General features: G+C 60.8%; 24 protein-coding genes. 14 read left to right on the top strand and 10 right to left on the bottom strand.

Annotated elements, in window-relative coordinates:
- Positions 1-96: 96 nt before the first annotated feature.
- From FIV39_RS03805 to FIV39_RS03775, 7 genes are all read left to right on the top strand, one after another.
- Positions 97-2670, top strand: coding sequence for a TonB-dependent receptor (locus tag FIV39_RS03805; protein ID WP_090408224.1), 2574 nt, complete (start codon positions 97-99; stop codon positions 2668-2670).
- Between the two features lie 103 nt (positions 2671-2773).
- Positions 2774-3673 carry a DMT family transporter gene (locus FIV39_RS03800; RefSeq protein WP_090408227.1) on the top strand — a complete coding sequence of 300 codons (900 nt, stop codon included), beginning with the start codon at positions 2774-2776 and terminating at the stop codon, positions 3671-3673.
- Positions 3674-3886: 213 nt separating this feature from the next.
- A complete protein-coding gene (gene idi / locus FIV39_RS03795) occupies positions 3887-4450 on the top strand; it encodes an isopentenyl-diphosphate Delta-isomerase (RefSeq protein ID WP_090408231.1) in 564 nt (187 codons plus the stop codon).
- 157 nt (positions 4451-4607) lie between these two features.
- A complete protein-coding gene (gene dxs / locus FIV39_RS03790; RefSeq protein WP_090408234.1) occupies positions 4608-6440 on the top strand; it encodes a 1-deoxy-D-xylulose-5-phosphate synthase in 1833 nt (610 codons plus the stop codon).
- A 27-nt stretch (positions 6441-6467) separates the two neighbouring features.
- A complete protein-coding gene (locus FIV39_RS03785; RefSeq protein ID WP_146371476.1) occupies positions 6468-7409 on the top strand; it encodes an SAM-dependent methyltransferase in 942 nt (313 codons plus the stop codon).
- Positions 7410-7647: 238 nt separating this feature from the next.
- Entirely contained in the window at positions 7648-8568 is a 921-nt protein-coding gene (locus FIV39_RS03780) for an SAM-dependent methyltransferase (RefSeq protein ID WP_090408240.1), read from the top strand.
- Between the two features lie 15 nt (positions 8569-8583).
- Positions 8584-9612: a terpene synthase family protein gene (locus FIV39_RS03775; protein WP_090408242.1), complete on the top strand. Its 1029-nt coding sequence runs from the start codon at positions 8584-8586 to the stop codon at positions 9610-9612.
- 26 nt (positions 9613-9638) lie between these two features.
- Here FIV39_RS03775 and FIV39_RS03770 read toward each other — a convergent pair whose 3' ends face one another.
- The 4 genes from FIV39_RS03770 to FIV39_RS03755 form a co-directional block, all read right to left on the bottom strand.
- A complete protein-coding gene (locus FIV39_RS03770; RefSeq protein WP_090408245.1) occupies positions 9639-10856 on the bottom strand; it encodes a class I SAM-dependent methyltransferase in 1218 nt (405 codons plus the stop codon).
- 220 nt (positions 10857-11076) lie between these two features.
- Positions 11077-11694, bottom strand: a complete 618-nt coding sequence (locus FIV39_RS03765; protein ID WP_090408247.1) for a TPM domain-containing protein — start codon at positions 11692-11694, stop codon at positions 11077-11079.
- 31 nt (positions 11695-11725) lie between these two features.
- Entirely contained in the window at positions 11726-12451 is a 726-nt protein-coding gene (locus tag FIV39_RS03760; protein WP_090408249.1) for a TPM domain-containing protein, read from the bottom strand.
- A gap of 18 nt (positions 12452-12469) precedes the next feature.
- Positions 12470-13081 carry a LemA family protein gene (locus tag FIV39_RS03755; protein ID WP_090408253.1) on the bottom strand — a complete coding sequence of 204 codons (612 nt, stop codon included), beginning with the start codon at positions 13079-13081 and terminating at the stop codon, positions 12470-12472.
- A gap of 238 nt (positions 13082-13319) precedes the next feature.
- Here FIV39_RS03755 and bglX point away from each other — a divergent pair, with 238 nt between their 5' ends.
- On the top strand, positions 13320-15611 hold the full coding sequence (bglX, locus tag FIV39_RS03750; RefSeq protein ID WP_090408257.1) for a beta-glucosidase BglX: 2292 nt from the start codon (positions 13320-13322) through the stop codon (positions 15609-15611).
- Positions 15612-15694: 83 nt separating this feature from the next.
- On the opposite strand, the gene FIV39_RS03745 is transcribed toward bglX, so the two are convergent.
- The 4 genes from FIV39_RS03745 to FIV39_RS03730 form a co-directional block, all read right to left on the bottom strand.
- Positions 15695-16852: a phospholipase D-like domain-containing protein gene (locus FIV39_RS03745; protein WP_090408260.1), complete on the bottom strand. Its 1158-nt coding sequence runs from the start codon at positions 16850-16852 to the stop codon at positions 15695-15697.
- A gap of 1 nt (position 16853) precedes the next feature.
- Entirely contained in the window at positions 16854-17444 is a 591-nt protein-coding gene (locus FIV39_RS03740) for a YceI family protein (protein ID WP_090408264.1), read from the bottom strand.
- A gap of 98 nt (positions 17445-17542) precedes the next feature.
- Positions 17543-17857, bottom strand: a complete 315-nt coding sequence (locus FIV39_RS03735) for an amidase (RefSeq protein WP_090408267.1) — start codon at positions 17855-17857, stop codon at positions 17543-17545.
- The gene (locus FIV39_RS03730; RefSeq protein WP_090408270.1) at positions 17854-18927 is read right to left on the bottom strand and encodes a serine hydrolase domain-containing protein; all 1074 of its coding nucleotides are present in this window, start codon (positions 18925-18927) and stop codon (positions 17854-17856) included. The genes FIV39_RS03735 and FIV39_RS03730 overlap by 4 nt, the downstream gene beginning before the upstream one ends.
- Positions 18928-19111: 184 nt before the next feature.
- Here FIV39_RS03730 and olsB point away from each other — a divergent pair, with 184 nt between their 5' ends.
- On the top strand, positions 19112-19867 hold the full coding sequence (olsB, locus tag FIV39_RS03725) for an L-ornithine N(alpha)-acyltransferase (RefSeq protein WP_090408273.1): 756 nt from the start codon (positions 19112-19114) through the stop codon (positions 19865-19867).
- A complete protein-coding gene (locus FIV39_RS03720; protein ID WP_090408276.1) occupies positions 19867-20658 on the top strand; it encodes a lysophospholipid acyltransferase family protein in 792 nt (263 codons plus the stop codon). The genes olsB and FIV39_RS03720 overlap by 1 nt, the downstream gene beginning before the upstream one ends.
- Before the next feature lie 110 nt (positions 20659-20768).
- On the opposite strand, the gene FIV39_RS03715 is transcribed toward FIV39_RS03720, so the two are convergent.
- Positions 20769-21353, bottom strand: coding sequence for an acyl carrier protein phosphodiesterase (locus FIV39_RS03715; RefSeq protein WP_090408279.1), 585 nt, complete (start codon positions 21351-21353; stop codon positions 20769-20771).
- Between the two features lie 154 nt (positions 21354-21507).
- Here FIV39_RS03715 and FIV39_RS03710 point away from each other — a divergent pair, with 154 nt between their 5' ends.
- From FIV39_RS03710 to FIV39_RS03700, 3 genes are read left to right on the top strand one after another with little or no spacing between them, the layout of a single operon-like run.
- Positions 21508-21834 carry an ArsR/SmtB family transcription factor gene (locus FIV39_RS03710; protein WP_065938836.1) on the top strand — a complete coding sequence of 109 codons (327 nt, stop codon included), beginning with the start codon at positions 21508-21510 and terminating at the stop codon, positions 21832-21834.
- 13 nt (positions 21835-21847) lie between these two features.
- A complete protein-coding gene (locus tag FIV39_RS03705) occupies positions 21848-23014 on the top strand; it encodes an MFS transporter (protein WP_090408282.1) in 1167 nt (388 codons plus the stop codon).
- Between the two features lie 28 nt (positions 23015-23042).
- Positions 23043-24098: an alkene reductase gene (locus tag FIV39_RS03700; RefSeq protein WP_090408285.1), complete on the top strand. Its 1056-nt coding sequence runs from the start codon at positions 23043-23045 to the stop codon at positions 24096-24098.
- Positions 24099-24404: 306 nt separating this feature from the next.
- Here FIV39_RS03700 and FIV39_RS03695 read toward each other — a convergent pair whose 3' ends face one another.
- Positions 24405-25037 carry a TetR family transcriptional regulator gene (locus tag FIV39_RS03695; protein ID WP_090408288.1) on the bottom strand — a complete coding sequence of 211 codons (633 nt, stop codon included), beginning with the start codon at positions 25035-25037 and terminating at the stop codon, positions 24405-24407.
- Between the two features lie 286 nt (positions 25038-25323).
- On the opposite strand from FIV39_RS03695, the gene FIV39_RS03690 reads away from it, so the two are divergent.
- The gene (locus FIV39_RS03690) at positions 25324-26472 is read left to right on the top strand and encodes an efflux RND transporter periplasmic adaptor subunit (protein WP_090408290.1); all 1149 of its coding nucleotides are present in this window, start codon (positions 25324-25326) and stop codon (positions 26470-26472) included.

Here is a 26472-nt window from a genome sequence, read left to right as displayed (position 1 = left end):
ATTCGCAGGTGTGGTTTTTTTTGCCTGCCCCGTCTTCCTCTGGTCTGCATTTGACACGCACACCTTTTTGGCTATTTAGCCGCACCGGGGGATTTCATGTTTCGCGCGCCTTGCCACGCTTCGCACCTGTTTTTTCGACCGACCCTCATCGCCACCTGCCTGGCCTTCAGCCTCAGCGCCCAGGCCGAGTCATTCAAGCTGCAACTGCCGGCCCAATCGCTGGCCACGTCCCTGAGCCAGGTGGCTCAACAGGCAAAAATCCAGCTGCTGTTCGATGAAACCCTGCTCAAGAACGTGCAGGCTCCGGCGCTCAACGGTGACTTCACCCCGGAAGTGGCGATACGCAGCCTGCTGAAAAACGGCGAGTTCACTTTGATCAAGGTCGGCAGCACCTACGTGGTAAGGCCCGAAGAGGCCAAGACCACCCAGAGCGGCGCCGTACAATTGGATACCTTGAGCGTGATCGGCACCGGCACCAAGGTCGACTCCAGCACCGTCGGTCGCTCAACCATGAACCAGGCGGATATTGACCGCTATCAGCCCAACAACATCCCCTCGCTGCTGCAGAACCTGCCTGGTGTATTCATGGGCGGCTCGCCCAAACCCGGTGGCCAGACCATCAACATTCGCGGGATGGGCGAGGCCGAAGATGTACCGATGTCGGTGGATGGCGCCACCAAAAGTGGCTTTGAGCGCTATCAGCAGGGCACGGTGTTTATCGAGCCGGAGCTGATCAAGAACGTCGAAGTGGAAAAAGGGCCCTACTCGCCCTTCACCGGCAACGGTGGCTTCGGCGGCTCGATCATCATGGAAACCAAGGATGCCCCAGACCTGCTGGAGGACGGCCGCAACGCCGGGGCCATGCTCAAATATGGCTACGCCAGCAACGACCACGAACAGGTCTACAGTTCAGCGGTGTATGGCCGTACCGATGATGGCCGCTTCGATGCACTCGCCTACCTGACCCAGCGCGATGGCGGTGACATGAAGCTGGCCGGCACCCCGCCCGATCCCGAAAACCGCTACCCGATCAACCCCAAGCGCTTGCCCAACAGCGCGCAGAATGTGGACGGCAAACTGTTCAAGTTCAACGCCCACCTCACTGACGAACACAGCGTGGGCCTGTCCTACTCGCGGTCCAACAGCCAGCGATGGACCCCGTTCTCGGCCAAAAGCTATCCGACCCCGCCGCTGCAATCCGCGATTGACCGCTATGGTTACGAAGGCGCCTTGAAACGCTTCCTCGCCAACCGTGAAACCATCGACACCACCTATTCGGGCAAGTACCTCTACCAGCCGCTGGACAACCCGCTGATCGACATGAAGCTCAGCTATTCGGTGTCCCATACCGACCAGACCGATGAGCGCGAGGCCGACGCGTCGTTCTCCCTGGCCACGGGTGGGCGCAAGATGGACACGGCCTACGGTGACAAGATTCTGGAACTGCGCAACATCAGCCTGTTCAGCACCGGCCCGCTGGAACACGCCGTGACCACCGGCGTGCAGGTACGCAAGCACAAGCGTGAAACCGAAAGCTGGATGCCCGGCGCGACCTATAACACTGCCAAGTACAACTACGGGCACTTCCAGCCGTACTTCATGCCCCACGGCAAAGTCGATACCAATGCGTTCTACCTGCAGGACGCGGTGACCCTCGGCGACGTGACTATCACGCCGTCCCTGCGCTATGACCACGTACGTAACCGGGGCGAAGCCAACGATGCGCCGTACTACAGCAACCCGGACCCGAGCATCGGCCATGACTACAGCGACCGCACCTATACCGGTTGGTCACCGCGCCTGGCCGCCTACTGGAACATCACGCCGGACGTGGCGATGTTTGCCAGCTGGAACAAGACCTGGCGCGCCCCGGTAATCGACGAGCAGTACGAAGTCCAGGGCGTCGGCAGCCGCACCTCCACCAGCCTCAACCTCGACCCGGAGCGCATCACCGCCATCACCGCGGGCAACGTCACCAACTTCTCCAACCTCATCGGCCGTGGCGATAACCTGCAACTGCGTACGACGCTATTCCACAACCGTATCGAGGACGAGATTTTCAAGGCGACGGGCATCGGCTGTGACCGTCAGAACACCGTAGTGGGGAGCATCGACAGCGTCTGCACAAGCGCCGACATGGCCGCCAAGACCAACTACCGCAACGTCGGCGGCATGACCATCAAGGGCTTCGAGCTTGAGGCCTACTACGACTCGACCTACCTGTTCGGCTCGGTGTCCTACTCCTACGCCACAGGCAAACGCGATAACCCCTACACCAACCCGTGGGCCACCGACATCCACGTCTGGGCCCGGGACATTCCACCGGCCAAATGGGTGGTGATGATGGGCAACAAAATCCCAAGCTGGGACGCACAGTTCGGATGGCAAGCGCAGTTCGTGCGCAAGACTGACCGCCTGCCCAGCGATAGATACTCAGGCGGCTTGAACAGCTCGGTGGGCGACACGTTCTACGACCAATACGCCAACGAGTCCTACGCCAGCATGGGCCTGTTCGCCAACTGGAAACCGCAGCAGGCCGGTCTTAAAGGCACCGAGGTCAACTTCACTGTCGACAACCTGCTCAACAACAACTACCGGCCCGCCCTCAGCGGGGACCGTGCCTACAGCCAAGGGCGCAACGCCAAGATCAGCGTCACGCGCTTCTTCTGAAAAACTGTACGGATAAATCCGCACCCAGCTGTAGGCCCGCAATCGGCGGGGGGTGTGGCTAGATGGGCTTCCCTTGAAGCCCTCTGGATTTCGGATCCCTCCCATGAGCTCGCGCGAAAACACCGGCATGGCCCTCGGCCTGCTGGGCGTCATCATCTTCAGCCTGACCCTGCCCTTCACCCGCATCGTGGTGCAGGAAATCCACCCGTTGCTCAACGGCCTGGGCCGTGCGTTGTTCGCGGCGGTGCCGGCGGCAGCGCTGTTGCTGTGGCGCCGTGAGCGCTGGCCGACCTGGCGCCAGGTGCGGGGTCTGTGCCTGGTGATCGCCGGGGTCATCCTCGGTTTCCCGGTGTTGTCGGCGTGGGCCATGCAAACCTTGCCGGCGTCCCATGGGGCGCTGGTCAACGGCCTGCAACCGCTGTGCGTGGCGCTGTATGCGGCGTGGCTGTCCCATGAGCGGCCGTCGAAAGCCTTCTGGGCCTGCGCGGCGTTGGGCAGTGCGCTGGTGTTGAGTTATGCGTTGATCACCGGCGCCGGCAGTATCCAGGCCGGCGATTTATTGATGCTCGGCGCGATCGCCGTCGGTGGCCTGGGCTATGCCGAAGGCGGCCGGTTGGCCAAGGAAATGGGCGGCTGGCAGGTGATCTGCTGGGCGCTGGTGCTGTCCACTCCGGTGTTGATCGGCCCGGTGTGGTACCTGGCGGCGCAGCACCAAGGCGCGATTTCCATGCGCACCTGGTGGGCGTTCGGTTATGTGTCGCTGTTCTCGCAGTTCCTGGGGTTCTTTGCCTGGTACGCCGGGTTGGCCATGGGCGGCATTGCGCGGGTCAGCCAGATTCAGCTGTTGCAGATCTTCTTCACCATCGCGTTTTCGGCGTTGTTCTTTGGTGAACATATCGAGCCGATTACCTGGGTGTTTGCCTGTGGGGTGATCGTGACGGTGATGCTCGGGCGCAAGACGGCGGTGCAGGCTGCTCCCGCTTCCAAGGCTGCTGCTATTTAAAGTGGGAGGGGCAAGCGTCACAACCGCCGGTTAGACGTCGATAGACTTGATACGTCATCTATAACAATCCCACTCAACAAAAAGTTCTAAAAAAAAATGGCGGCACTCAACACCACCAACTAAATTCGAATCAACACGAACACCGTCTGAATTTCCCTAGATAGTCTGGCCAGCAGTAACGCCCAGTAGCGAAGACATAAATGGAGTCTTGCTATGGAAGAGTTACTGATTCTGGTCGACCAGCGCGATCGCAAAAAGGGCTGTGTCCCCAAACTACAGCCCCATCGACAAGGCCTTCTGCACCGAGCGTTCTCGATCTTCATTTTCGATCATGCCGGCCGTCTCTTACTGCAACAACGCGCCTTCGGCAAATACCATTCTCAAGGTCTGTGGACCAATACCTGTTGCGGACACCCTCGACTTGGCGAACGGACACCGGCGGCGGCAAAACGCCGCTTGCAGGAAGAAATGGGCATGACTTGCTCGCTGCGTAAAGTCTCCACTCTGCTTTACCGAGAACAGGTTTCAAACCAACTGATCGAACACGAGTTCGACCACATATTCGCCGGTATCAGCGATTGCAATCCCGTTGCCACCCCCGCGCAAGCCCATGCCTGGCAATGGCTGACGACTTCGCAAATCGCCGAGCGCATTGGCGCTGCCCCCGAGGGCTTCACCTTCTGGTTCCGTCGAATACTCAAGGCCACTGGAACTGCCAGGGTCAGCGCCTGGAAAGAACTCGCAGAACTCCGCCGTCGGGCTGTTTCCTTTTCCTGATCACAAGAAACACGCCATGAACAACCGCCAGCGGATGGTCTTCCTGCCTGGTAGAACCGACCCGCTGCATGGCCTGGTCGATCGGGTCATCAACCGCTTGCACTGAATGCTTCTTCAGCCAGCGCACCGGAGCAACATCCACGGAAGGGAATCGAGCATGTTCGAATTACTCAAGGCCATCGGCAGCCCCATTGATTTGCGAGCACTGCCCATCACCGCCCTCGGCCCACTCGCGGACGAACTGCGGGCGTTCATTTTGCACAGCGTCGCGAAAACCGGGGGGCACCTGTCGGCCAACCTCGGCACCGTGGAATTGAGTATCGCGCTGCATTACGTATTCGATACGCCCAACGACAGGCTCGTATGGGATGTCGGCCATCAGGCCTACGCCCACAAAATCCTCACCGGCCGACGTGACGCGATGGCGAACATCCGTCAACTCGGCGGAATCTCCGGATTTCCCCGCCGCTGCGAATCTGAATTCGACACCTTTGGCACAGCGCATTCCAGCACCGCCATCTCGGCCGCGTTGGGCATGGCCCTGGCGGCTCGCAATCAATCGGAACAGCGTCATTGCATTGCGGTGATCGGCGACGGCGCGGTAACCGGCGGCATGGCGTACGAAGCGATGAACAATGCCGGCCTCTATAAGGAATTGCCATTTCTGGTGATCCTCAACGACAACGACATGTCGATCTCGTCGCCGGTCGGTGCCTTGCGCGAGTACTTCGGGAAACTGAAGCAGGGAAAAGGGCCAGGCACCGATGCGACTTTTTTTAAAGCCTTGGGCTTCAATTACACCGGCCCCATCGACGGTCATAATCTCGACGAATTGCTCGCTGCCCTGCTGACCCTGAAAAAACTGCGCAGCCCGCAACTGCTGCATATCGTCACGGAAAAAGGTCACGGCTATACACCGGCTGCGGCGAATCCTGTGCTGTATCACGGGCCAGGAAAATTCGACCCGGCACACGGAATAGATCCATCAATGGCCGGCAATCCCACGTACACCCAAGTATTCGGCGACTGGTTATGCGATGAAGCCGCTGTTGACCCAAGGGTCGTGGCCATCACCCCGGCGATGCGCGAAGGCTCAGGACTGGTGGAGTTCGAACGACGCTTCCCCGACCGTTACTTCGATGTCGGCATTGCCGAACAACACGCGCTGACCTTCGCCGCGGGATTGGCGGCCGACGGTTTGAAACCGGTGGTGGCGATCTACTCAACCTTTTTACAACGGGCTTACGATCAACTGATTCACGATATCGCGATCCAGAATCTGCCCGTGGTATTCGCCATCGACCGAGCCGGTATCGTCGGTGCTGACGGCGCCACCCACACAGGCGCCTTCGACATCGCCTATCTGCGCTGCATACCGAACCTGACCGTCATGGCCCCGGCGGATGAAAACGAATGCCGACAGATGCTGCACACCGCTCTCCTCCTGAACGGCCCGAGCGCCGTACGTTACCCACGCGGATCGGGTAGCGGGATCGTTGCGTCGCAGGCCTTGCATGCCCTGCCGGTGGGCAAAGGTGAAATCCGCCGAACCTCGACTCAACCCACCGGCTACCGCATCGCCCTCCTGGCGTTCGGCTCGATGCTGCTGCCTGCCCTTGAAGCCGCCGAAACGTTCGACGCCACTGTCGCCAACATGCGCTTTATCAAACCGCTCGATGGGGCCCTCGTTGAACAATTGGCCCGGGACCACGACTTGCTGGTGACCCTTGAAGAGGGTTGCGTAATGGGGGGTGTCGGCTCGGCGTGTCTCGAACAGTTGGCGGCACTCGGCCACTCACCGCCAGTGCTGCAATTGGGCTTCAGCGATCAGTTCATCGAACACGGCGCACCCGAGAAATTGTTGAGCATAGGCTGGCTCGACGCGCCTGGAATCACCCGTTCGATAGAGGCGTTTTTGAGCACCCATGACAAGGGATTTTCCAACCGCCGTAGCACAACGACCGATATCTGGTTGCGGGCACAAGCCTGACGTGAATGTTCACAAGGAGAGAGACCAATGAGCACACAAGCGAAACAGCCTGTTATTACCGATGAAATTCATCCGCCTTATCAGGTCATCCAAGGGGACAGCGTCGATGCCTACCAGGAAAAGGTCGTGTACACCTATAACGACAGTCCTGAAGACTGGCGCAAGGCGATCGGCGATCGTCTGATGTTTCAGTTTGGCATCTATAAAGACCCGCAATCGCCGATCTCCCCCGACGAGTCGGGACTGCGCTATTTCGATCAGCAGATGGCGTTGGCAGGCTACGATCGCGGCGACTTTGGACCGGTCAAGCGGATCCTTGATGTCGGCTGCGGCTGGGGCTTCGGTCTCAAGTATCTGGCCGAGCGCTTTCCCGCTTGCCCAAGGCTGGACGGTATCAACGTCAGCCAGAGGCAACTGGAGTACTGCACCCAATATCATGCTGAGCATGGATTGAGCGAAAGGATCAATCTGTATCTCTGCAATGCTCAGGACATCGATCTTTTGCCCGGCGCCGACGAACCCTACGATCTCGTCACGATCCGGGGTGTCATATCGCATTTCCCGAATGATCTCTACGAACGTGCGATGGCAAAACTCGCTGCCCGGCTCAGGCCAGGTGCAACCGTGATCATCTCCGACAATCTCTACAACCTGCCGATCGACCAATATCAGTCAGACACCTCGGACGAGGTCGATCGCCTCGCCTGCAAACATCGCAAGACACCGGAGTATTTCCGCCAAGTCATCGAACAGAGCGGCCTCAGCGTGGAGGACATGCGTGTCCTGCCCGAGAATATTGACGTTGCGCGCTGGTTCATGGACGTCAAGAAGAACATCGAAGCGAATTTCACCGCGCAGACGATACCGCCACCGCTGGAAGAACTGCGCGTGATGGCGGTGAATGTCTCAGTGGCGCTGATCAAGAACCAGTTCTCGACCTACAGCGTCATTGCCCGCAACGCCACGTAACGAATGCGTTTCGTCATCACGCCCCTTCATTACCGGAGTTCAAATGTCTGACACCCCCGCGTCGAACAAACGCAGCGCCATTGTGGACTCACGCGTTCCAACCCCTGAATCCTTCATAGGAGAAATCGATGCACACCACAGCAGCCACCCGCGCAGGCTCGCCTGCCGCGCCGCCATATCACGTGACCGACCTATAGCGTCATTGCGCGCCCCTACCCCTCTTCCAGGAGAGCCCGCTATGCCAGCACACGAGAGTAAGATCGCTATCGACGTCATCCGCAGCTCCACAGCCGACCACTACCAGAGCAAGATCGAAAGCGTCTATGCCGATCCTCCAGAAGAATGGCGGAAGGTGATAGGCAATGAGTTCTGGTATCAGTACGGCGTGTTCGACGAGAAGATGGATCCGAACAGCCTTGCGCTCGACGCGTCCGGGCGGCGGCACATGGAGCACCAGTTCGAACTGGCCGAACAGGCTGGTGCAGACGTCTCTTCGCAATCCATCCGTAGGGCCATCGACATCGGATGCGGCTGGGGGCCGGTGCTTAGTTTCCTGGCCAAACGCTACCCACACTGCGAGCGCATCGACGGTGTCAACGTCAGTCGCCCTCAGCTGGAGTTTGCCAGCCAGACGATCTCCCGCAACTTGGCCGACAGGATTCGGCTGTACCTTTGCAATGCCAAGGACATCGGTGCTCTACCTGATCCGCAGCTGCCCTACGACCTCGCCATTTTCCGAGGCAGCCTCTTCCACTTCACACCGCAGGTGCTGCAAGAAACCATGCAATCGCTGGCACAACGCATGCGCACCGACGGCACGGTGATCATTTCCGAGAGTCTCTACACAGTGGACTTGGCGACCTACCAGTCGTTCATCCCCGACAAGGTGGATCGCGCCGCCTCAGGCCATCGCAAGACACCGGATAGCTTGCAAAAAGCGCTGGAGGACAACGGCTTTGAAGTTATCGACAGACGCATCACCCCCTCCAACGAGGATGTGATTCGCTGGTACGGGCTCGTCAAGGACAACCTTGACGCGCACTACCCCGACAGCCGCAATCCCAATTTCTCCGAGTTGCGGGATATCGCAATTAACTTTTCGGACGCTTTGCGAAAAAACAAGGCGTCTTCATTCAGTTTCATCGCGTGCAAACGCTAGTGTGAGGAGCGAACCATGAACCATTCTGCACAAGACTTCGCGCCCGAGGTGAGCTTCTACATCCCGGAGATGTACTGCAGCGTGCTCCCGAGGATTCACCCGGACTATCCCACCATCGACGAACTCAATGCCGCCTGGGTCCGCGAGTTCCTTCCGTTCACCGATGAGGCCGCACGGCTGCGCTTTCTGCGGCTTCGTCTTCCCATGTGGGACAGCCTGATATTCCCTATTGGACCAGCAGATCGCATCGTCCTTACCTCATGCGTGACAAGCCTTGTCCTGGCCATCGACGATATGCCCCTGGGCCGGCATGCGATATTCCATGACGGCGAAATCGCGTTGCTGGACGGGCATCCTTTCGCCCATGCCGCACAAGACATCTTTGGCAAACTGCGGCAGCACATGCCCGCACCGGTGTATCGCCGCTATTGCCGAGAGTGGCAGGCCTGGTTCGAAAGCGTGGAGGAAGAAGCCAGGCTAGTCGCGGCCGGCAAGGTGCTGCCATTCGACGAATTCCTCGAGCTGCGCCACCCGAACACAGGCCTCCTGCCCTATTTCCCTGTCGCCGAGTTTCTGTATGGCCTCGATCTGACCGAGCTACTGGCGCAAGACCGCGAACTGCAGTTGGCCATCCGGGTTACCAATGAACACGTCGGCCTGGTCAACGACCTCCTGTCGCACCGCAAGGAACACGCCATCGGCGTGACCCTCAATGCAATGGAAAGCCTGCGCATGGCGCATGGTCATAGCCCGCAGGAAGCTGCTGATATCCTGTGCCAGCGTATCCGCGAGGCTGATCGCACCCGCATGGAACTCTGCGAAGTGCTGCGTCACCGCTACGCCAATCGCCCGGATGCCGATCGTATCGGCATGTACCTGGATGGCTTGGGTCGGATCTGTGCGGGCAATTTACGCTGGCTGCTGGAAAACGACCGGTACGTGGACAGCCGGGGAAATGGTTGGGACTGGACCCGCTCACGCCTCATTGTTCTCGATCCCGAGCCTTCATCTATCTTTGGGGAGAGCAACCCCGGAATCGAGTAGAAGCCCCTCCCATATTGGTCCAGAGTTCAGGCCAGGTAACCATCCGCGCGCAGCAGGGTTTCCAGGCAGTGTTCGGAGATGTGATAGAACGCCTTGAGCGCCTGGATTTTCTCCAGCAACTGCGCGTTGTCCACCGGCTCCGCACGCTTGACCGCGAGGATCATCTTGTTCTTGTTGGTGTGCTCCAGGGAGATGAACTCGAACACTTTGGTCTCATAACCACAGGCTTCGAGGAACAATGCCCGCAAGCTGTCGGTGACCATTTCCGCCTGCTGGCCCAGGTGCAGGCCGTATTGCAGCATCGGCTTGAGCAGCGCCGGGCTCTGGATCTGCAGGCGAATCTGCTTATGGCAGCACGGCGAGCACATGATGATCGACGCGCCCGAGCGGATGCCGGTGTGGATTGCGTAATCGGTGGCGATGTCGCAGGCATGCAGGGCGATCATCACGTCGAGTTCGCTGGGCGCCACGCTGCGTACGTCGCCGCACTTGAACACCAGCCCCGGATGCTCCAGGCGCGCGGCGGCGGTGTTGCACAGGGTCACCATGTCTTCGCGCAGTTCAACGCCAGTCACTTCGCCCTCGGCCTTGAGGGTGTTGCGCAAGTAGTCGTGGATCGCAAACGTGAGGTAGCCCTTGCCCGAGCCGAAATCGGCAACGCGCACCGGTTGGTCCAGCTTCAGCGGTGACGACGTCAGCGCATGGCTGAACACTTCGATGAACTTGTTGATCTGCTTCCACTTGCGCGACATCGACGGGATCAGCGCCTGCCTGGCGTCGGTCACGCCCAGGTCGGCGAGGAACGGCCGGCTCAGGTCGAGGAAGCGATTCTTCTCACGGTTATGCTCGGCCGATGGTGCCTCGCGCAGTTGTTGCGGCTTGCTCCTGAACAGCGAGCTTTTGTTCTTCTTGCTGTATTCCAACTGAGCTTCGTCGGTCAGCGACAGCAGGTGCGCATTCTTGAACGACGCCGGCAGCAACTCGGCAATCGCCGCCACGCCATCGGCCAACGCCAAGTTCTTGGTGATGTCGCGGGTCTTGTAGCGGTAGACGAAGGACAGGCACGGCTGCTCCTTGACCGTCACCGCCTTGATGATCAGCCGCTGCAACTCGGCTTCGTCACCGACGTACTTGGCCAGCACCAGCTTGATAAAGGCGTTCTGCGCAAGGCTTGTGCTCAGCAGTTCGATGAACTGGGCGTGATGATCCGGCGCAGGGCGGCCAGGTTGAGCGGTAACGGACATGAACAAAAACGCCTCGGGCAGGGAATGCCGGGCATTTTAGGGGGGATGGGGGTTCAGGGCACGGGGTTATTTGATCAACGGTACTGCGCCTGACTACTTGGGAGCCAATGTGGGAGGGGGCTTGCCCCCGATGGCGGTGTGTCAGCCAGCTCATTAGTGACTGATACTCCGCTATCGGGGGCAAGTCCCCTCCCACATTTGATCTCCAGTGTTGGATGTTCTATTCGAGTACGACCAGGCGATTTGGCAACTCATTGCGGGTTTGTGTCACCGGTACATGCACCTTCAACAACTCTCCACACGCTTCAATGCACGCGATAAATCCCGCCAGCGTCTGCCCCTGTTTCACCTGCTGGGTAAACGCCTTGACGATCCCATCCCAATGACTGTCATCCAGGCGGCTGGAAATGCCGTCATCCACCAGGATCTCCACATAACGCTCGGCCTCGCAGACAAAAATCAGCACCCCGGTGCTGCCCAGCGTGTGGTGCAGGTTCTGCTCCAGAAACTGCCGACGCGCAAGGTTGGAGGCGCGCCAATGGCGCACCGAGCGTGGGATCAGGCGGGTGGTCACCTTGGGCAGGCGAAACAGCAGGCACAACACGATGAACGTCGCCCACTGCGCCAACAGCAAGGTGTACATGGTCAGGTAGCCCGACAGGTAATGCACCACGCCCGGCACCACCAAGGCGATCAGGCTGGCCCACAGCAGGGGGATGTAGGCGTAATCGTCGGCGCGGGCCGCCAGCACGGTGACCAGTTCGGCGTCGGTGGTTTTTTCGACCCGGGCGATCGCTTCGGCGACTTGGCGCTGCTCGTGTTCAGTCAGTAATGCCATGGTTGTAGATGCTCTTTTCTAGTTATTGTCATTACCAGCCGCCCGACGCGCCGCCGCCGCCGAAGCCACCACCGCCGCCTCGGAAACCGCCACCTCCACCTCCGCCGCCGCCGCGTCCACTGCTGCTGAGGATCGCCAGCAGGATCGCGCCCACCGGCAGGCCCATGCGATTGCACAGCCACAACACGCCGATCAGCAGGATGAACAGGCCGATGGAAAACCCGGGATTATCCTTGGCAAAGTTGGCATCCGCCACATGCGCCGGCACCGCCAGCGGTTCACCGCCGACCACTTGCACCATCGCCGCCACGCCGTCGCTGATGCCCTGGCTGAAATGGCCGGCCTTGAACTTGGGGGCAATCACCTGGTTGATGATCACCCAGGACTGCGCATCGGTGAGCACGCCCTCGAGGCCATAGCCGACTTCGATGCGCAACGTGCGCTCATCACGGGCGACGAGCAGCAACGCGCCGTTGTCCTTGCCCTTCTGGCCGATACCCCACTGGCGGCCCAGCTGGTAACCGTAGTCCTCGATGGGCACGCCCTGCAGGTCTGGCACCGTGACCACCACGATCTGGTCGCCACGGGTCTGTTCCAGCGCCTGCAACTGCTGGGTGAGGTGCTCGCGCGTGGCCGGGTCGATCATCTGGGCCGTGTCCACCACCCGTCCGCTCAACGCCGGGAACGTCAGCGCCGCCTGGGCCACACCCACGCAGGTCAGCAACCACAGCGCCAGGCCTATCCGTAATAAACGCATCGACACCTCAGTGCAGCCTTATTTGAACTTCACTTGCGGCGCTTTATCGGCATCGGCACTGGTGGCTTCAAAGGTGGCGCGGATCGGCAAGTCGCTGTACATCACGCTGTGCCACAGGCGGCCAGGGAAAGTGCGGATCTCGGTGTTGTACGCCTGCACGGCCTGGATGAAATCGCGACGGGCCACGGCGATGCGGTTTTCGGTGCCTTCAAGCTGGGATTGCAGGGCCAGGAAATTCTGGTTGGCCTTCAGGTCCGGGTAGCGCTCGGACACCACCATCAAGCGGCTGAGGGCACCGCTCAAACCGTCCTGGGCCTGTTGGAACTGCTTGAGTTTTTCCGGGTTATCCAGGGTGCTGGCATCCACCTGGATCGAGGTAGCCTTGGCCCGCGCCTCGATCACGGCGGTCAGGGTGTCTTGCTCATGGGCGGCGTAACCCTTGACCACTTCCACCAGGTTGGGGATCAGGTCGGCGCGACGTTGGTACTGGTTCTGCACCTGGCCCCAGGCGGCCTTGGCCTGTTCGTCCAGGGTCGGAATGGTATTGATACCGCAGCCGCTCAGTACTGTGCTGACCAATAGCAAAGCCGCGGCCTTGAAGCCCCAGCGGGAATAGTGTGCTGCTTGCATGGTGTTTCTCCTGCCCAAACTGGATGGAATGTGACGACTAACCCTAAAAACCACACGCTTGGGGCATAATCCGCCACCACTGGAATGCATCGAGCCAATCAGCTACAAAGATGCCCAGCGCGATAAAGAGTTCAGAGTGTGCTGCATTTATCTGAACAACACCCGAACAACAATAGACGCTCCCCACATTTTGGCCGATCAGCCTAATCGCTGTGCAGTGAGCCGAAAAAGGATATTCATGAAGAAGCTGTGTTTGCTCGGCCTTGTTGCCACTCTGGCCACCCACCCCGTCTGGGCAGAAACAAAGCCTGCTGCGCTCAAGGACAAGGACGCCTTCGTCAGCGACCTGCTCAAGCAGATGACCCTCGATGAAAAGATCGGCCAATTGCGCCTGATCAGCATCGGCCCTGAAATGCCCCGCGAGCTGATCCGCAAGGAAATCGCCGCCGGCCGTATCGGTGGCACGTTCAACTCCATCACCCGCCCGGAAAACCGTCCGATGCAGGACGCGGCCATGCGCAGCCGGTTGAAGATCCCGATGTTCTTCGCCTATGACGTGATCCACGGCCACCGCACGATCTTCCCGATCAGCCTGGCCCTGGCCTCGAGCTGGGACATGGACGCCATCGGCCGTTCCGGGCGCATTGCCGCCCAGGAAGCCGCCGCCGACAGCCTCGACATCACCTTTGCGCCGATGGTCGACATCTCCCGCGACCCGCGCTGGGGCCGCACGTCCGAAGGCTTCGGTGAAGACACCTATCTGGTCTCGCGGATTGCCGAGGTGATGGTCAAGGCCTTCCAGGGCACCAGCCCGGCGAATGCCGACAGCATCATGGCCAGCGTCAAGCACTTCGCCCTCTACGGCGCAGTGGAAGGCGGGCGCGACTACAACGTGGTCGACATGAGCCCGGTCAAGATGTACCAGGACTACCTGCCGCCGTACCACGCGGCGATCAAGGCCGGCTCCGGCGGCGTGATGGTGGCGCTCAACTCGATCAACGGCGTGCCCGCCACCGCCAACACCTGGCTGATGAACGACCTGTTGCGCAAGGACTGGGGCTTCAAGGGCCTGGCCGTCAGCGACCACGGTGCGATCTTCGAGCTGATCAAGCACGGCGTGGCCAAGGACGGGCGCGAAGCCGCCAAGCTGGCGATCAAGGCCGGCATCGACATGAGCATGAACGACTCGCTGTACGGCAAGGAACTGCCTGGGCTGCTCAAGTCCGGCGAGATCGAACAGAGCGACATCGACAACGCCGTGCGTGAAGTGCTCGGCGCCAAGTACGACATGGGCCTGTTCAAAGACCCGTACCTGCGCATCGGCAAGGCCGTGGATGACCCGGCCGACACCTACGCCGACAGCCGCCTGCACCGTGCCGAGGCCCGTGATGTGGCGCGCCGCAGCCTGGTACTGCTGAAGAACCAGAACGACACCCTGCCGCTGAAAAAGTCCGCGACCATTGCGCTCGTGGGCCCACTGGCCAAGGCGCCGATCGACATGATGGGCAGCTGGGCCGCTGCCGGTAAGCCTGCGCAATCGGTGACCCTGCTCGATGGTTTGAATGCGGTGATCGGCGAGAAGGGCAAAATCATCTACGCCCGTGGCGCCAACATCACCAACGACAAGGCCGTGGTCGACTACCTCAACTTCCTCAACTTCGACGCCCCGGAAGTCGTGGATGACAAACGCGCACCGCAGGTGTTGATCGATGAGGCCGTCAAGGCGGCCAAGGATGCCGACGTCATCGTGGCCGCCGTGGGTGAGTCCCGTGGCATGTCCCACGAATCCTCCAGCCGCACCGACCTGAACATCCCGCAAAGCCAGCGCGACCTGATCAAGGCCCTTAAGGCCACCGGCAAGCCGCTGGTATTGGTGCTGATGAACGGCCGTCCGCTGTCGATCCTGGACGAGACCCAACAGGCCGACGCCATCCTGGAAACCTGGTTCGCCGGTACCGAAGGCGGCAACGCCATCGCCGACGTGCTGTTCGGTGACTACAACCCGTCGGGCAAGCTGCCGATCACCTTCCCACGTTCCGTTGGGCAGATTCCGACCTACTACAACCACCTGACCATCGGCCGGCCATTCACCCCAGGCAAGCCGGGCAACTACACCTCGCAGTACTTCGATGACACCACCGGGCCGCTGTTCCCGTTTGGCTATGGCCTGAGCTACACCACGTTCAGCCTGTCGGACATGGCGCTGTCGTCGACCACCCTGAACAAGACCGGCAAACTCGACGCCAGCGTCACGGTGCAGAACACCGGCAAGGTCGATGGCGAAACCGTGGTGCAGTTGTATATCCAGGACGTGGCGGGCTCGATGATCCGTCCGATCAAAGAACTGAAGAACTTCCAGAAGGTCATGCTCAAGGCGGGCGAAGAGCGCACCTTGCACTTCACCATTACCGAGGAAGACTTGAAGTTCTACAACACCCAGCTCAAGTTTGCGGCGGAACCGGGTGAGTTCAATGTGCAGATCGGGCTGGACTCCCAGGACGTACAGCAGCAGACGTTCGAATTGCTATAGGAGGCAGCTTCAAGTTGCAAGCTACAAGCGGCAAGGAAGAGCAGTTCTGCTTTTAACTTGCAGCTTGCAGCTTGCCGCTGTTCCTAGCTCCTTCTGTCAAGAAGGTTCACCACCAACCGATCAATCCACCCCCACACCCGCTGCTTCACCCGCCGCCATAACGGCCGCGCCTTCCACGCCTCCAGGCTCACCGCCTGGCTCTGGGCAAAATCCCGTTCGAAACTGCCCGCCACCGCCGCCGTCAATTCGGGGTCCAACGCTTCGAGGTTGGCTTCCAGGTTGAAGCGCAGATTCCAGTGGTCGAAATTGCACGAACCAATGCTCACCCAATCGTCCACCAGCACCATCTTCAAGTGCAAAAAGCACGGCTGGTATTCAAAGATCTGCACGCCACCGCGCAGCAACCGCGGGTAATAACGGTGCCCGGCGTAGCGCACGGAGGGGTGGTCGGTGCGTGGGCCGGTGAGGAGCAAACGTACATCCACCCCTCGCCCTGCTGCCCGACGCAATGCGCGGCGCACACCCCAGGTGGGCAGAAAATACGGCGTGGCGAACCAGATACGCTGTTGGCTGTTGTTCAGCGCGCGAATCAGCGATTGCAAGATGTCGCGGTGCTGTCGGGCGTCTGCGTAGGCCACTCGGCCAAGGCCTGGCCCCGTCGCCGGCACCTTGGGCAAGCGCGGCAAACCGAAATGGGTGGCGGGCTTCCACGCACGGCGTGCGACATTAGCGTGCCATTGCCGCTCGAACAGCGCCTGCCAGTCCAGCACCAGCGGGCCGCTGATCTGCACCATCACTTCATGCCAGTCGGCGCTGTCTTGCCCCGGTGTCCAGAACTCGTCGGTGACGCCCGTCCCGCCGACCACGGCGATTTCCTGGTCGATCAGCAACAGCTTGCGATGGTCGCGGTACAGGTTGCGCATCCAGCGGCGCCAGCTCAGGCGATTGTAGAAACGCAGCTCCACACCCACGTCGGTCAGGCGTTTACGCAGCCCGAGGGTAAAGGCCAGGCTGCCGTAATCATCAAACAAACACCGCACCCGCACGCCCCGCTCGGCCGCGAGCACCAACGCCTGCACCATCGCCTCTGCGCAGGCGCCGGCTTCCACCAGATACAACTCCAACTCCACTTGCCGCTCGGCCCGGGCAATGCCCACCAGCATCTGCGGAAAAAATTGCGGGCCGTCGATCAACAACTCGAAACGGTTGGCGCTGCGCCACGGGAACACTGCGCCGCTCACGTCAGCGCGCCGTAAAAATCAGCACCGCACCCACCGGCACCGACAAACTGATCGACGCCAGCCCCGCCGCCTTGCGCAACGCCGCCACCCCCGGCGCCAGCTCGAAGTCCTCGGCATGCAACACCACCGGTTCCAGGGTCACCACCTGGAAACGCCGATCATCCAGGCGCGTGGCCAACAACTCGGCGCTGTAGGTCTGGGTCTTGCCATGCAACGTGACGCTCATCGGCAGACGCAGCTCCAGTTGCGCGCCGGGGGCCAGGTCGTTGATGGGTTGCAGGTTGATCTGGGCACTGATCAGCGCGTCGGGGAAGGTCTTGATCTCGAACAGCTGATTGCGCATGCGCTCGTCACGCAGCGGGATGCCGCTGTTGACCGACTCCAGCTCCACCTCCAATTGCGCCGCGCCCTTGCTGTCGACCTTGCCATGCAGCACCAGGAAGCGATGGACCTCGGCGATCTCGGTGTTTTTGGTGGTGACGAACGACAGGCGCGAGGACTCGTTGTCCAGATACCAGTCGGCGTGGGCAGGTACGGCGGCAGCGACCAGCAGGGCGAAGGCCAGGGATTTGATCAGGGGAGCGTTGAACATAAAGACTCGTAGGGAGGAAAAACCTGAACGAACCTTAACCGTGCCGCCAGCCAGGCGCAATGCACCTGCCACCGCGCCAACATGGGCGTTGTGGCACTTCAGGGATTCAGACGACAGCCCTGCCGATCCCCCAACCACCGCGCGCTGTGCGTACGCCCCAACCCACTGGCCGTTACTTCACTGCGCTCCGGGTTATCCCTGAACGCACTGGTCGGCACGTACTGCTTCACATAACCCCGGCAATAGTCGGCGGGATTATTCGCCACATACCGGCACGAGCAGTACTCCTTGGCCGTGTACGCCGCAATGATGTCGGGAAAGGCCTGCAGGTTGACGCGCTCGTGCCAAACCCAGCCCGACAGGGCGAGCAACAGCACCAGAAAAAGGCTGGTAAACGGCCGACGACGAATCATGGTTGCACCGCCGCAAGCACGCGCTTGAGCAGTTCGTTGTGGCGGTAGCTGCCGTCGCGATCATCGCCATAGCGCACGATGACCAGGTGTTCGTCGGGCATCACGTACAGCGCCTGGCCCCAATGACCGAGGGCGGCGAAGGTGTCGGCGGGGGCGTCGGGCCAGGGTCTTGGGGCGCCTTGGTTGAGCCACCATTGGCCGCCGGGGACGGCTTCGTCCTGGCCGGCGGTGTATTTGTCGAAGGGTTGGCGGTTGAAAGCGACCCAATCTTTGGGCAGCAATTGCTCGTCACCCCAGCGCCCGTCGCGCGCCATCAGCAGGCCGACACGCGCCAAGTCACGCGCGGTGAGGTAAGCGTAAGACGAGGCGACAAAGGTTTCGTCGGCATCGGTTTCCCAGGTGGCGTTGTGAATGCCCAGCGGCTTGAACAGCGCATCCCAGGGGTAACTCATGTACGCCTTGTGGCCGAGCATGCCCTTGAGCGCGGCGGACAGGATATTGCTGTCGCCGCTGGAATAACGAAAGACCTGGCCCGGTGCACTGAAGGATTCGGTGTTGGCGGCGAACTCGGCCATGTCCGCGCGCCCCCTGGTATAGAGCATCGCCACCACCGAGGATTTCAGCGGCGCGTATTCATAGTCTTCCTGCCAGTCCAGGCCCGAAGCCCAGTGCAGCAGGTCGGCCATGGTCACCTTGGCGTGTTGTTTCATCGGCGGGTAAAAGCGTGCTGCGGGGTCGGTCAACTTGAAGCGATTTTCACCGTAAGCCACGCCCAGCACGGTAGCCATCAGGCTTTTGCTGATGGACCAGGTCAGGTGTGGCGTGCTGGCCGTGGTCGGCGCGGCGTAGCGCTCATAGACAACCACGCCGTCGCGGATCACCAGCAGCGCATCGGTGCGAATGCCTTGGCGGGCAGTGTCGTCACGGGTTGGGAACGCATAGGCGTCAAGGGCTTCGACAGCGGGTCCTGCGAGCGGCGTGCCCTTGGCCCACTCCTTGTCAGGCCAGGTTTCGGCGCGGGCGATAACGGTGACGAACAACAGGGCAACGCACAGCAGGCCTCTGACCATGGACGCAAACTCAAGGGAGCATTCAAGCCCGCGAGCCTAGCCGAGGGCGATGACAGATTTGCTACAGGGGGGCTGTCATCCAAGCGTCACCATAACTTCATGGAGATGACACCGAGCCTACATAGCCTGAGTTTGGACAAACAAGTCGACCGGCCGGAACGTGGCTGGCACTCGGAGATTCGCCATGACTCAGATCGCCCGCATCAGCGACACCGGCAATGAACGCCGTCTGCAAGCCGAACGCCTGGTTGGCGCCAACGCTTTGCAGGAAGCCCAGGCCTTGCGTTTCAACGTCTTCAGCGGCGAGTTCAACGCCAAGCTGAAAGGCGCGGAACACGGCCTGGACATGGATGACTATGATGTTCACTGCAGCCACATTGGCGTGCGGGATTTGAACAGCGGTCGACTCGTCGCCACCACCCGTTTGCTCGACCACCAGGCCGCCAGCACCTTGGGCCGGTTCTACAGCGAAGAAGAATTCAGCCTGCATGGCCTGCTGCATTTGCAGGGCCCGATCCTGGAAATCGGCCGCACCTGCGTCGACCCGGCCTACCGCAACGGCGGCACCATCGCCGTATTGTGGGGCGAGTTGGCCGAAGTGCTCAACCAGGGCGGCTACAGCTACCTGATGGGCTGCGCGAGCATCCCGATGCACGACGGTGGTATCCAGGCCCACGCGATCATGCAGCGCCTGCGCGAACGCTACCTGTGCAACGAACACCTGCGCGCCGAGCCGAAAAAACCCTTGCCGGCGCTGGACCTGCCGACCAACGTGATCGCCGAGATGCCGCCGCTGCTCAAGGCCTACATGCGCCTGGGTGCGAAGATCTGCGGCGAGCCGTGCTGGGATGAAGATTTCCAGGTGGCCGACGTATTCATCCTGCTCAAGCGCGATGAGCTATGCCCGCGTTATGCGCGCCACTTCAAGGCGGCCATGTGATGAGCCGCCTGCGCGTGTACGGGCGCATTGCCCGCGTACTGGTGGTCGTGGCGCTGGGCTTGAGCATGGCCAGTGTGTTTGGCCTGTTCGAACGCCTGGGCGTGGCCAACTCGATGGTACGGCGCCAGCGCTGGTCGCGGTTCTTCATGGCCAGGCTGACCAACGCCCTGCCCTTTCGCGTGACCGTGCACGGCGAGTTGCCGACGCAGCCAATGCTGTGGGTGAGCAACCACGTGTCCTGGACCGACATTCCGTTGTTGGGCGCAGTGGCGCCGATGTCGTTTTTGTCCAAGGCCGAAGTGCGTACCTGGCCGGTGGCCGGCTGGTTGGCGGCCAAGGCCGGTAGCTTGTTTATCCGTCGCGGTTCGGGTGACAGCCAATTGATCCGCAAGCAGATGACCCGCCATCTGGAACAACAGCACCCGTTGCTGATGTTCCCCGAAGGCACCACCACCGACGGCCGCAGCCTGCGTACCTTCCACGGGCGCTTGCTGGCCAGTGCGATTGACGCGGATGTGTCGCTGCAACCAGTGGCCATCCGTTATCTGCGCGATGGGCAGGTCGACCCGCTGGCACCGTTTATTGGCGATGACGATTTGCTCTCGCACCTGATGCGCCTGTTCGGCAATGACCAGGGCGATGTGGAAATCCACGTGCTCAAGCCGATTGCCTGCGCCGGGCAGGAACGCGCGGCGCTGGCGTTCCAGGCGCAGCAGGCGGTGCAGAGGGCGTTGTTTGGGCCGGTGCCGGAGACTGAACAAGTGCATGCTCGACCGGCTTTTGCAGCCTGAGATGTGAACACAGTTCAAATGTGGGAGGGGGCTTGCTCCCGATAGCAGTGGATCAGCCAGCATCAGTGGTGGCTGGCACACCGTAATCGGGAGCAAGCCCCCTCCCACATTTAGCTTTGTGTTGTCAGGTGGTTATGCGCGAAGGCTTGCAGTTCGGGGTAGAAGATCCGGAAGTCTTCACTCAACGGCTCATACAACTCACGCAATTCCTGCATCGCAAACCCTAATTCCTGGGGTTGCGTCAGCCGTCGCGAAATCCCGCGCAACACCTGCTCCATCACCGCAAACTCGCGGTACGCCCCCAACCAATCATCCGCGGCCATATACGGCGCAATCTGCGCCAGCCGTCCCGGCAACTGCGGTTCGGCCGCCAGCACGCGGTACACCTGCGAAGTGAAGTGCTCCAGCGGCTGCTCGGCATACAGCGCCCAGTCCCGCGCCAGGCAATGGTCGAAAAACACATCAAGGACGATCCCGGCATAGCGCCGGCGGGTCAGGCTGAAGCGCGACAACGCCTCGCCCACCAAAGGGTGGCTGTCGGTAAAGCGGTCGATCGAGCGATGCAACTGGATCGCCGCTTCGATTTGCGGGCTGAACTGGCCCTGCAGGCGGCCTTTGACGAAGTCGCCATACAGGCTGCCCAGCAGTTGCGCAGGAAGTTGGCCGCCCAGGTGCAGATGTGCGAGATAATTCATGCCGCGCAGTTTAGCACTGCCACCAACGTATCGTTATAACCCGATATACCGATTTAGCCTGACCTCAGAGCAAAATCATATTGGTATATCGGGATATAACGATTTAAGGTTCGCCTCATCGCGATATAACGCTTTACGACACCGAGCACCTGCCATGTCCATCGACCTCGACGAAATAATAAAAGCCCTGGCACACCCAGTACGACGAGACATCCTCACCTGGCTGAAAGACCCGAAAGTGCAGTTCCCCGAGCAACTGCACAACCACGAATACGGCATCTGTGCCGGGCAGATCGACCAGCGCTGCGGCTTGTCCCAGTCGACCGTGTCGGCCCACCTGGCCACCTTGCAACGGGCGGGGTTGATCAGCAGCCAGAAGGCCGGGCAGTGGCACTTTTTCAAGCGCAATGAGGAAGTGATCCAAGCCTTCCTCGCGGCGCTTACCACTGAACTCAGCGCTGAAATCAGCGCGACGTTGTAACAAGGAAACGATAATGCCCCTCTCGCTACTCATACTGGCCCTGAGCGCCTTCGCCATCGGCACCACCGAGTTCGTGATCATGGGCTTGTTGCCCGATGTGGCAGCGGACCTCGGCGTGTCGATCCCCGGCGCCGGCTGGCTGGTCACCGGCTATGCCCTGGGCGTAGCCATCGGTGCGCCGTTCATGGCACTGGCCACCGCCAAGTTGCCACGCAAGGCGGCGCTGGTAGCGTTGATGGGCATCTTCATTATCGGCAATCTGCTCTGCGCCCTGGCCAGTGACTACAACGTGCTGATGTTTGCCCGTGTGGTCACTGCGCTGTGCCATGGCGCGTTCTTCGGGATCGGTTCGGTGGTCGCCGCCAACCTGGTGCCGGCCAACAAACGTGCTTCGGCCGTGGCCCTGATGTTCACCGGTTTGACCCTGGCCAACGTGCTCGGTGTGCCACTGGGCACCGCGTTGGGCCAGGAAGCCGGCTGGCGCTCGACCTTCTGGGCGGTGACGGTGATTGGCGTAGTGGCGCTGATCGGACTGATCCGCTTCCTGCCGGCCAAGCGTGACGAAGAAAAACTCGACATGCGCGCCGAGCTGGCCGCCCTCAAGGGTGCCGGTATCTGGTTGTCGCTGGGCATGACCGCGCTGTTCGCCGCGTCCATGTTCACCCTCTTCACTTATGTTGCGCCGCTGCTCGGCGATGTCACCGGCGTGTCGCCCACAGGCGTGACCTGGACCCTGCTGCTGATCGGCCTGGGCCTGACCGTGGGCAACATCATCGGCGGCAAGCTGGCGGACAAACGCCTGGCGGCCACCCTGATCGGCGTGTTTATCAGCATGGCGGTGGTGTCCACCGCGCTGACCTGGACCAGCGTTGCCGTGATCCCGACCGAGATCACCCTGTTCCTGTGGGCCACCGCTTCGTTTGCCGCGGTACCTGCGCTGCAGATCAACGTGGTGACCTTCGGCAAGGCCGCACCGAACCTGGTGTCCACCCTGAATATCGGCGCCTTCAACATCGGCAACGCCCTCGGCGCCTGGGTGGGCGGCAGTGTGATTGCCCACGGTTTCGGCCTGACCAGCGTGCCGTTGGCGGCCGCAGCCCTGGCGATCCTCGCGCTGCTGGTGACCCTGATTACTTTCCGTCAGAGCGGCGATGCCGACCTGGCCCCTGCGACCAACTGATCAACTTCAAAGAGAAGGGTGTTTTCCCATGACGACTATTTTCGATCCGATCAAACTGGGCGACCTGGAATTGTCCAACCGCATCATCATGGCGCCGCTGACCCGCTGCCGCGCCGATGCCGGCCGCGTACCCAACGCGCTGATGGCCGAGTACTACGTGCAACGTGCTTCCGCCGGGCTGATCCTCAGCGAAGCCACCTCGGTGACGCCGCTGGGCGTAGGCTACCCGGACACGCCGGGCATCTGGTCCAACGACCAGGTGCGTGGCTGGTCCAACGTCACCAAGGCCATTCACGGCGCGGGGGGCAAGATCTTCCTGCAACTGTGGCACGTAGGGCGGATTTCCCACGAGTCCTACCTGAACGGCGAAACCCCGGTGGCGCCCAGCGCGATCCAGCCCAAGGGCCACGTCAGCCTGGTGCGCCCATTGGCCGACTACCCGACGCCGCGCGCCCTGGAAACCGCTGAAATCGCCGACATCGTCGACGCTTACCGCACCGGTGCCGAGAACGCCAAGGCCGCAGGCTTTGATGGCGTGGAGATCCACGGCGCCAACGGCTACCTGCTCGACCAGTTCCTGCAAAGCAGCACCAATAAGCGTACCGACAACTATGGTGGCTCCCTGGAAAACCGCGCGCGCCTGCTGTTGGAAGTGACTGATGCGGCCATCGAAGTCTGGGGCGCCGGCCGTGTGGGTGTGCATTTGGCACCGCGCGCCGATTCCCACGACATGGGTGACGACAACCTGGCGGAAACCTTTACCTACGTCGCCAGCGAACTGGGCAAACGTGGCATAGCGTTCATTTGCTCCCGTGAAAAGGAAGGCGCGGACAGCCTCGGTCCACAACTGAAAAAAGCCTTTGGCGGCGTGTACATCGCCAACGAACGCTTCACCAAGGACAGTGCCAATGCGTGGCTGGCCGAAGGCAAAGCGGATGCCGTGGCCTGGGGGGTGCCGTTCATTGCCAACCCTGACCTCCCAGCACGCCTGAAAGCCGATGCGCCGTTGAACGAAGCGCATCCGGAAACCTTCTACGGCCAAGGCCCGGTAGGCTACATCGATTACCCGACGCTGCCGCTGTAATCGCCCGAAACGCGAAACCAAATGTGGGAGGGGGCTTGCTCCCGATGGCGGTGCGTCAGTCACTGTATGTGTTGACTGAACCACTGCCATCGGGGGCAAGCCCCCTCCCACATTTTTGACACTATGTTGCCCTGGGAAACATTCCTTCACAGCCTTGCAACAAAATCCCTACAAAATACTTAGGCGGCTACCTATCAACCGCCCGCCAGCCCGTATATAAAGTCACCCCACCAATCAGGCAGAAGGACGATTGACTGTCCTTGGGCTTTACTGTTGACACACCCTGATGCAATTACGCATTTTGTCTTAATTGCGCAGGCTGGGGCTCCAGCGCAGCATGTCCAGCCCTGCATCCACCCAGCGCTCGGCTTCCTGATGTAACTGGAAGCTGTCGGGTACCAACAGCCACTGGCCAATCAGCCCGTTGATGTAGGCATGGATGCACACCGCGCCACGGGTGGTGTCGAGATTTTCCGGAAGTTGCCCGCGATGGACCGCATTACGCAGTGTCAGGCCGATACGCAGGTTGCATTCCAGGCTGTGGGTCTGGCGCTGTCGGCGCATGTCGCACATTTCATCGGTGAATTCGCACTTATGGAACAGGATCTCATTGATGCGCCGGGTTTTCGGGTCCAGGGCCACTTGATGAAACAGATGAATCAGCAGCTTGCGCATACAGCCCAGCGGGTCGATTTCGTCCTCGCTTTCGCTGGCCCGGGCCAATTCGTCCAACGGCTCGTGCAACGTATCGAGCAAGGCCTGCAACAGATCGGATTTATTACTGAAATGCCAATAGATGGCCCCCCGCGTCACACCGGCCAACGCGGCGATGTCCGCCAGCGTAGTGCGCGCAACGCCGCGCTCGTAGAAGGCTTGCTCGGCGGCATCGAGAATCTGGCTGCGCGTTTCCTGAGCTTCCTCTTTGGTGCGACGAACCATGGCAGTAAAACCTCAATCAGGACACTTGGGACTGACGTTAACGCAGCGTTAACTGGCGCTGACGATCATCTGAATAATTGTGGGACGACACCGTCATGGGCGCCGAACGTACTAAAATCGAGGCTTTGGGCGGTGCTTTGTCAGCATTGCGCGAAACCTGTCAAGAGTTTACAAACAACCATGAACGTAAGTATATTGCGTAGCAAGCTACTTATCCACTCACGGCTTGTTTTTTACCCTTCCACCCTTCTTGTGCGCAACCTGCGCGCCTGACCCGAGGATCTTCATGCAACTTAAGCCAGCTGTTACCGCTCTGGTCACTGCCGTCGCCCTGGCATCGCTGCTCAGCGGATGTAAAAAGGAAGAAGCGGCTCCGCCCGCTCAAGCCCCTCAGGTCGGCGTGGTCACCATTCAACCGCAAGCCTTCACCCTGACGTCCGAGCTGCCAGGCCGTACCACCGCCTACCGCATTGCGGAAGTTAGGCCGCAGGTCAACGGCATCATTCTCAAGCGCCTGTTCAAGGAAGGCGCGGATGTGAAGGAAGGCCAGCAGCTCTATCAGATCGATCCGTCGGTCTATGACGCCACGCTGAAAAGCGCACAAGCCAGCCTGACCCAGACCAAGTCCATCTCCGACCGCTACAAGCAGTTGGTCGATGAGCAAGCCGTCAGCCGCCAGGAATACGACACCGCCGTCGCCAACCGCATGACCGCGGAAGCAAACGTTCAAACCGCCCAGATCAACGTGCGCTACACCAAAGTGTTCGCGCCGATCTCCGGGCGTATCGGCCGTTCTTCGGTGACCGAAGGCGCGCTGGTCAGCAATGGCCAGGCCGATGCCATGGCCGTGATCCAGCAACTGGACCCGATCTACGTCGACGTTACGCAGTCTTCGGCAGAAATGCTGAAACTGCGCCGCGACCTGGAAAGCGGCCAGTTGGAAAAGGCCGGCGCCAATGCCGCCAAGGTCAAGCTGACCCTGGAAGACGGTAGCGACTACGGCCAGGACGGCAAGCTGGAGTTCTCCGAAGTGTCGGTCGACCAGACCACCGGTTCCGTGACCCTGCGCGCCGTGTTCCCCAACCCTGACCACACCCTGCTGCCGGGCATGTTCGTACACGCCCAATTGCAAGCCGGCGTGAACAGCAAGGCGATCCTGGCCCCACAGCAAGGCGTGACCCGTGACCTCAAGGGCATCCCGACCGCGCTGGTAGTCAACGCCGACAACAAGGTCGAGCAGCGTGTACTGGTAGCCAACCGCACCTCCGGCGCCTATTGGCTGGTGGAAAAAGGCCTGAACGCTGGTGACCGCGTGATCACCGAAGGCCTGCAGTACGTCAAGCCGGGCGTGGAGGTCAAGGTCAAGGACGCTGACAACGCCAAGCCCGCCGGTTCCGCCGCTGCTCCTGCTGCCGCGCCTGGCCAGGGGGAGTAA

Origin of the sequence: Pseudomonas grimontii, from assembly GCF_007858185.1 — a bacterium.
Lineage (GTDB): Bacteria > Pseudomonadota > Gammaproteobacteria > Pseudomonadales > Pseudomonadaceae > Aquipseudomonas > Aquipseudomonas grimontii.
Note: the sequence above shows the minus strand (reverse complement) of the source record. Positions and strands in the feature narration are given on the sequence as shown.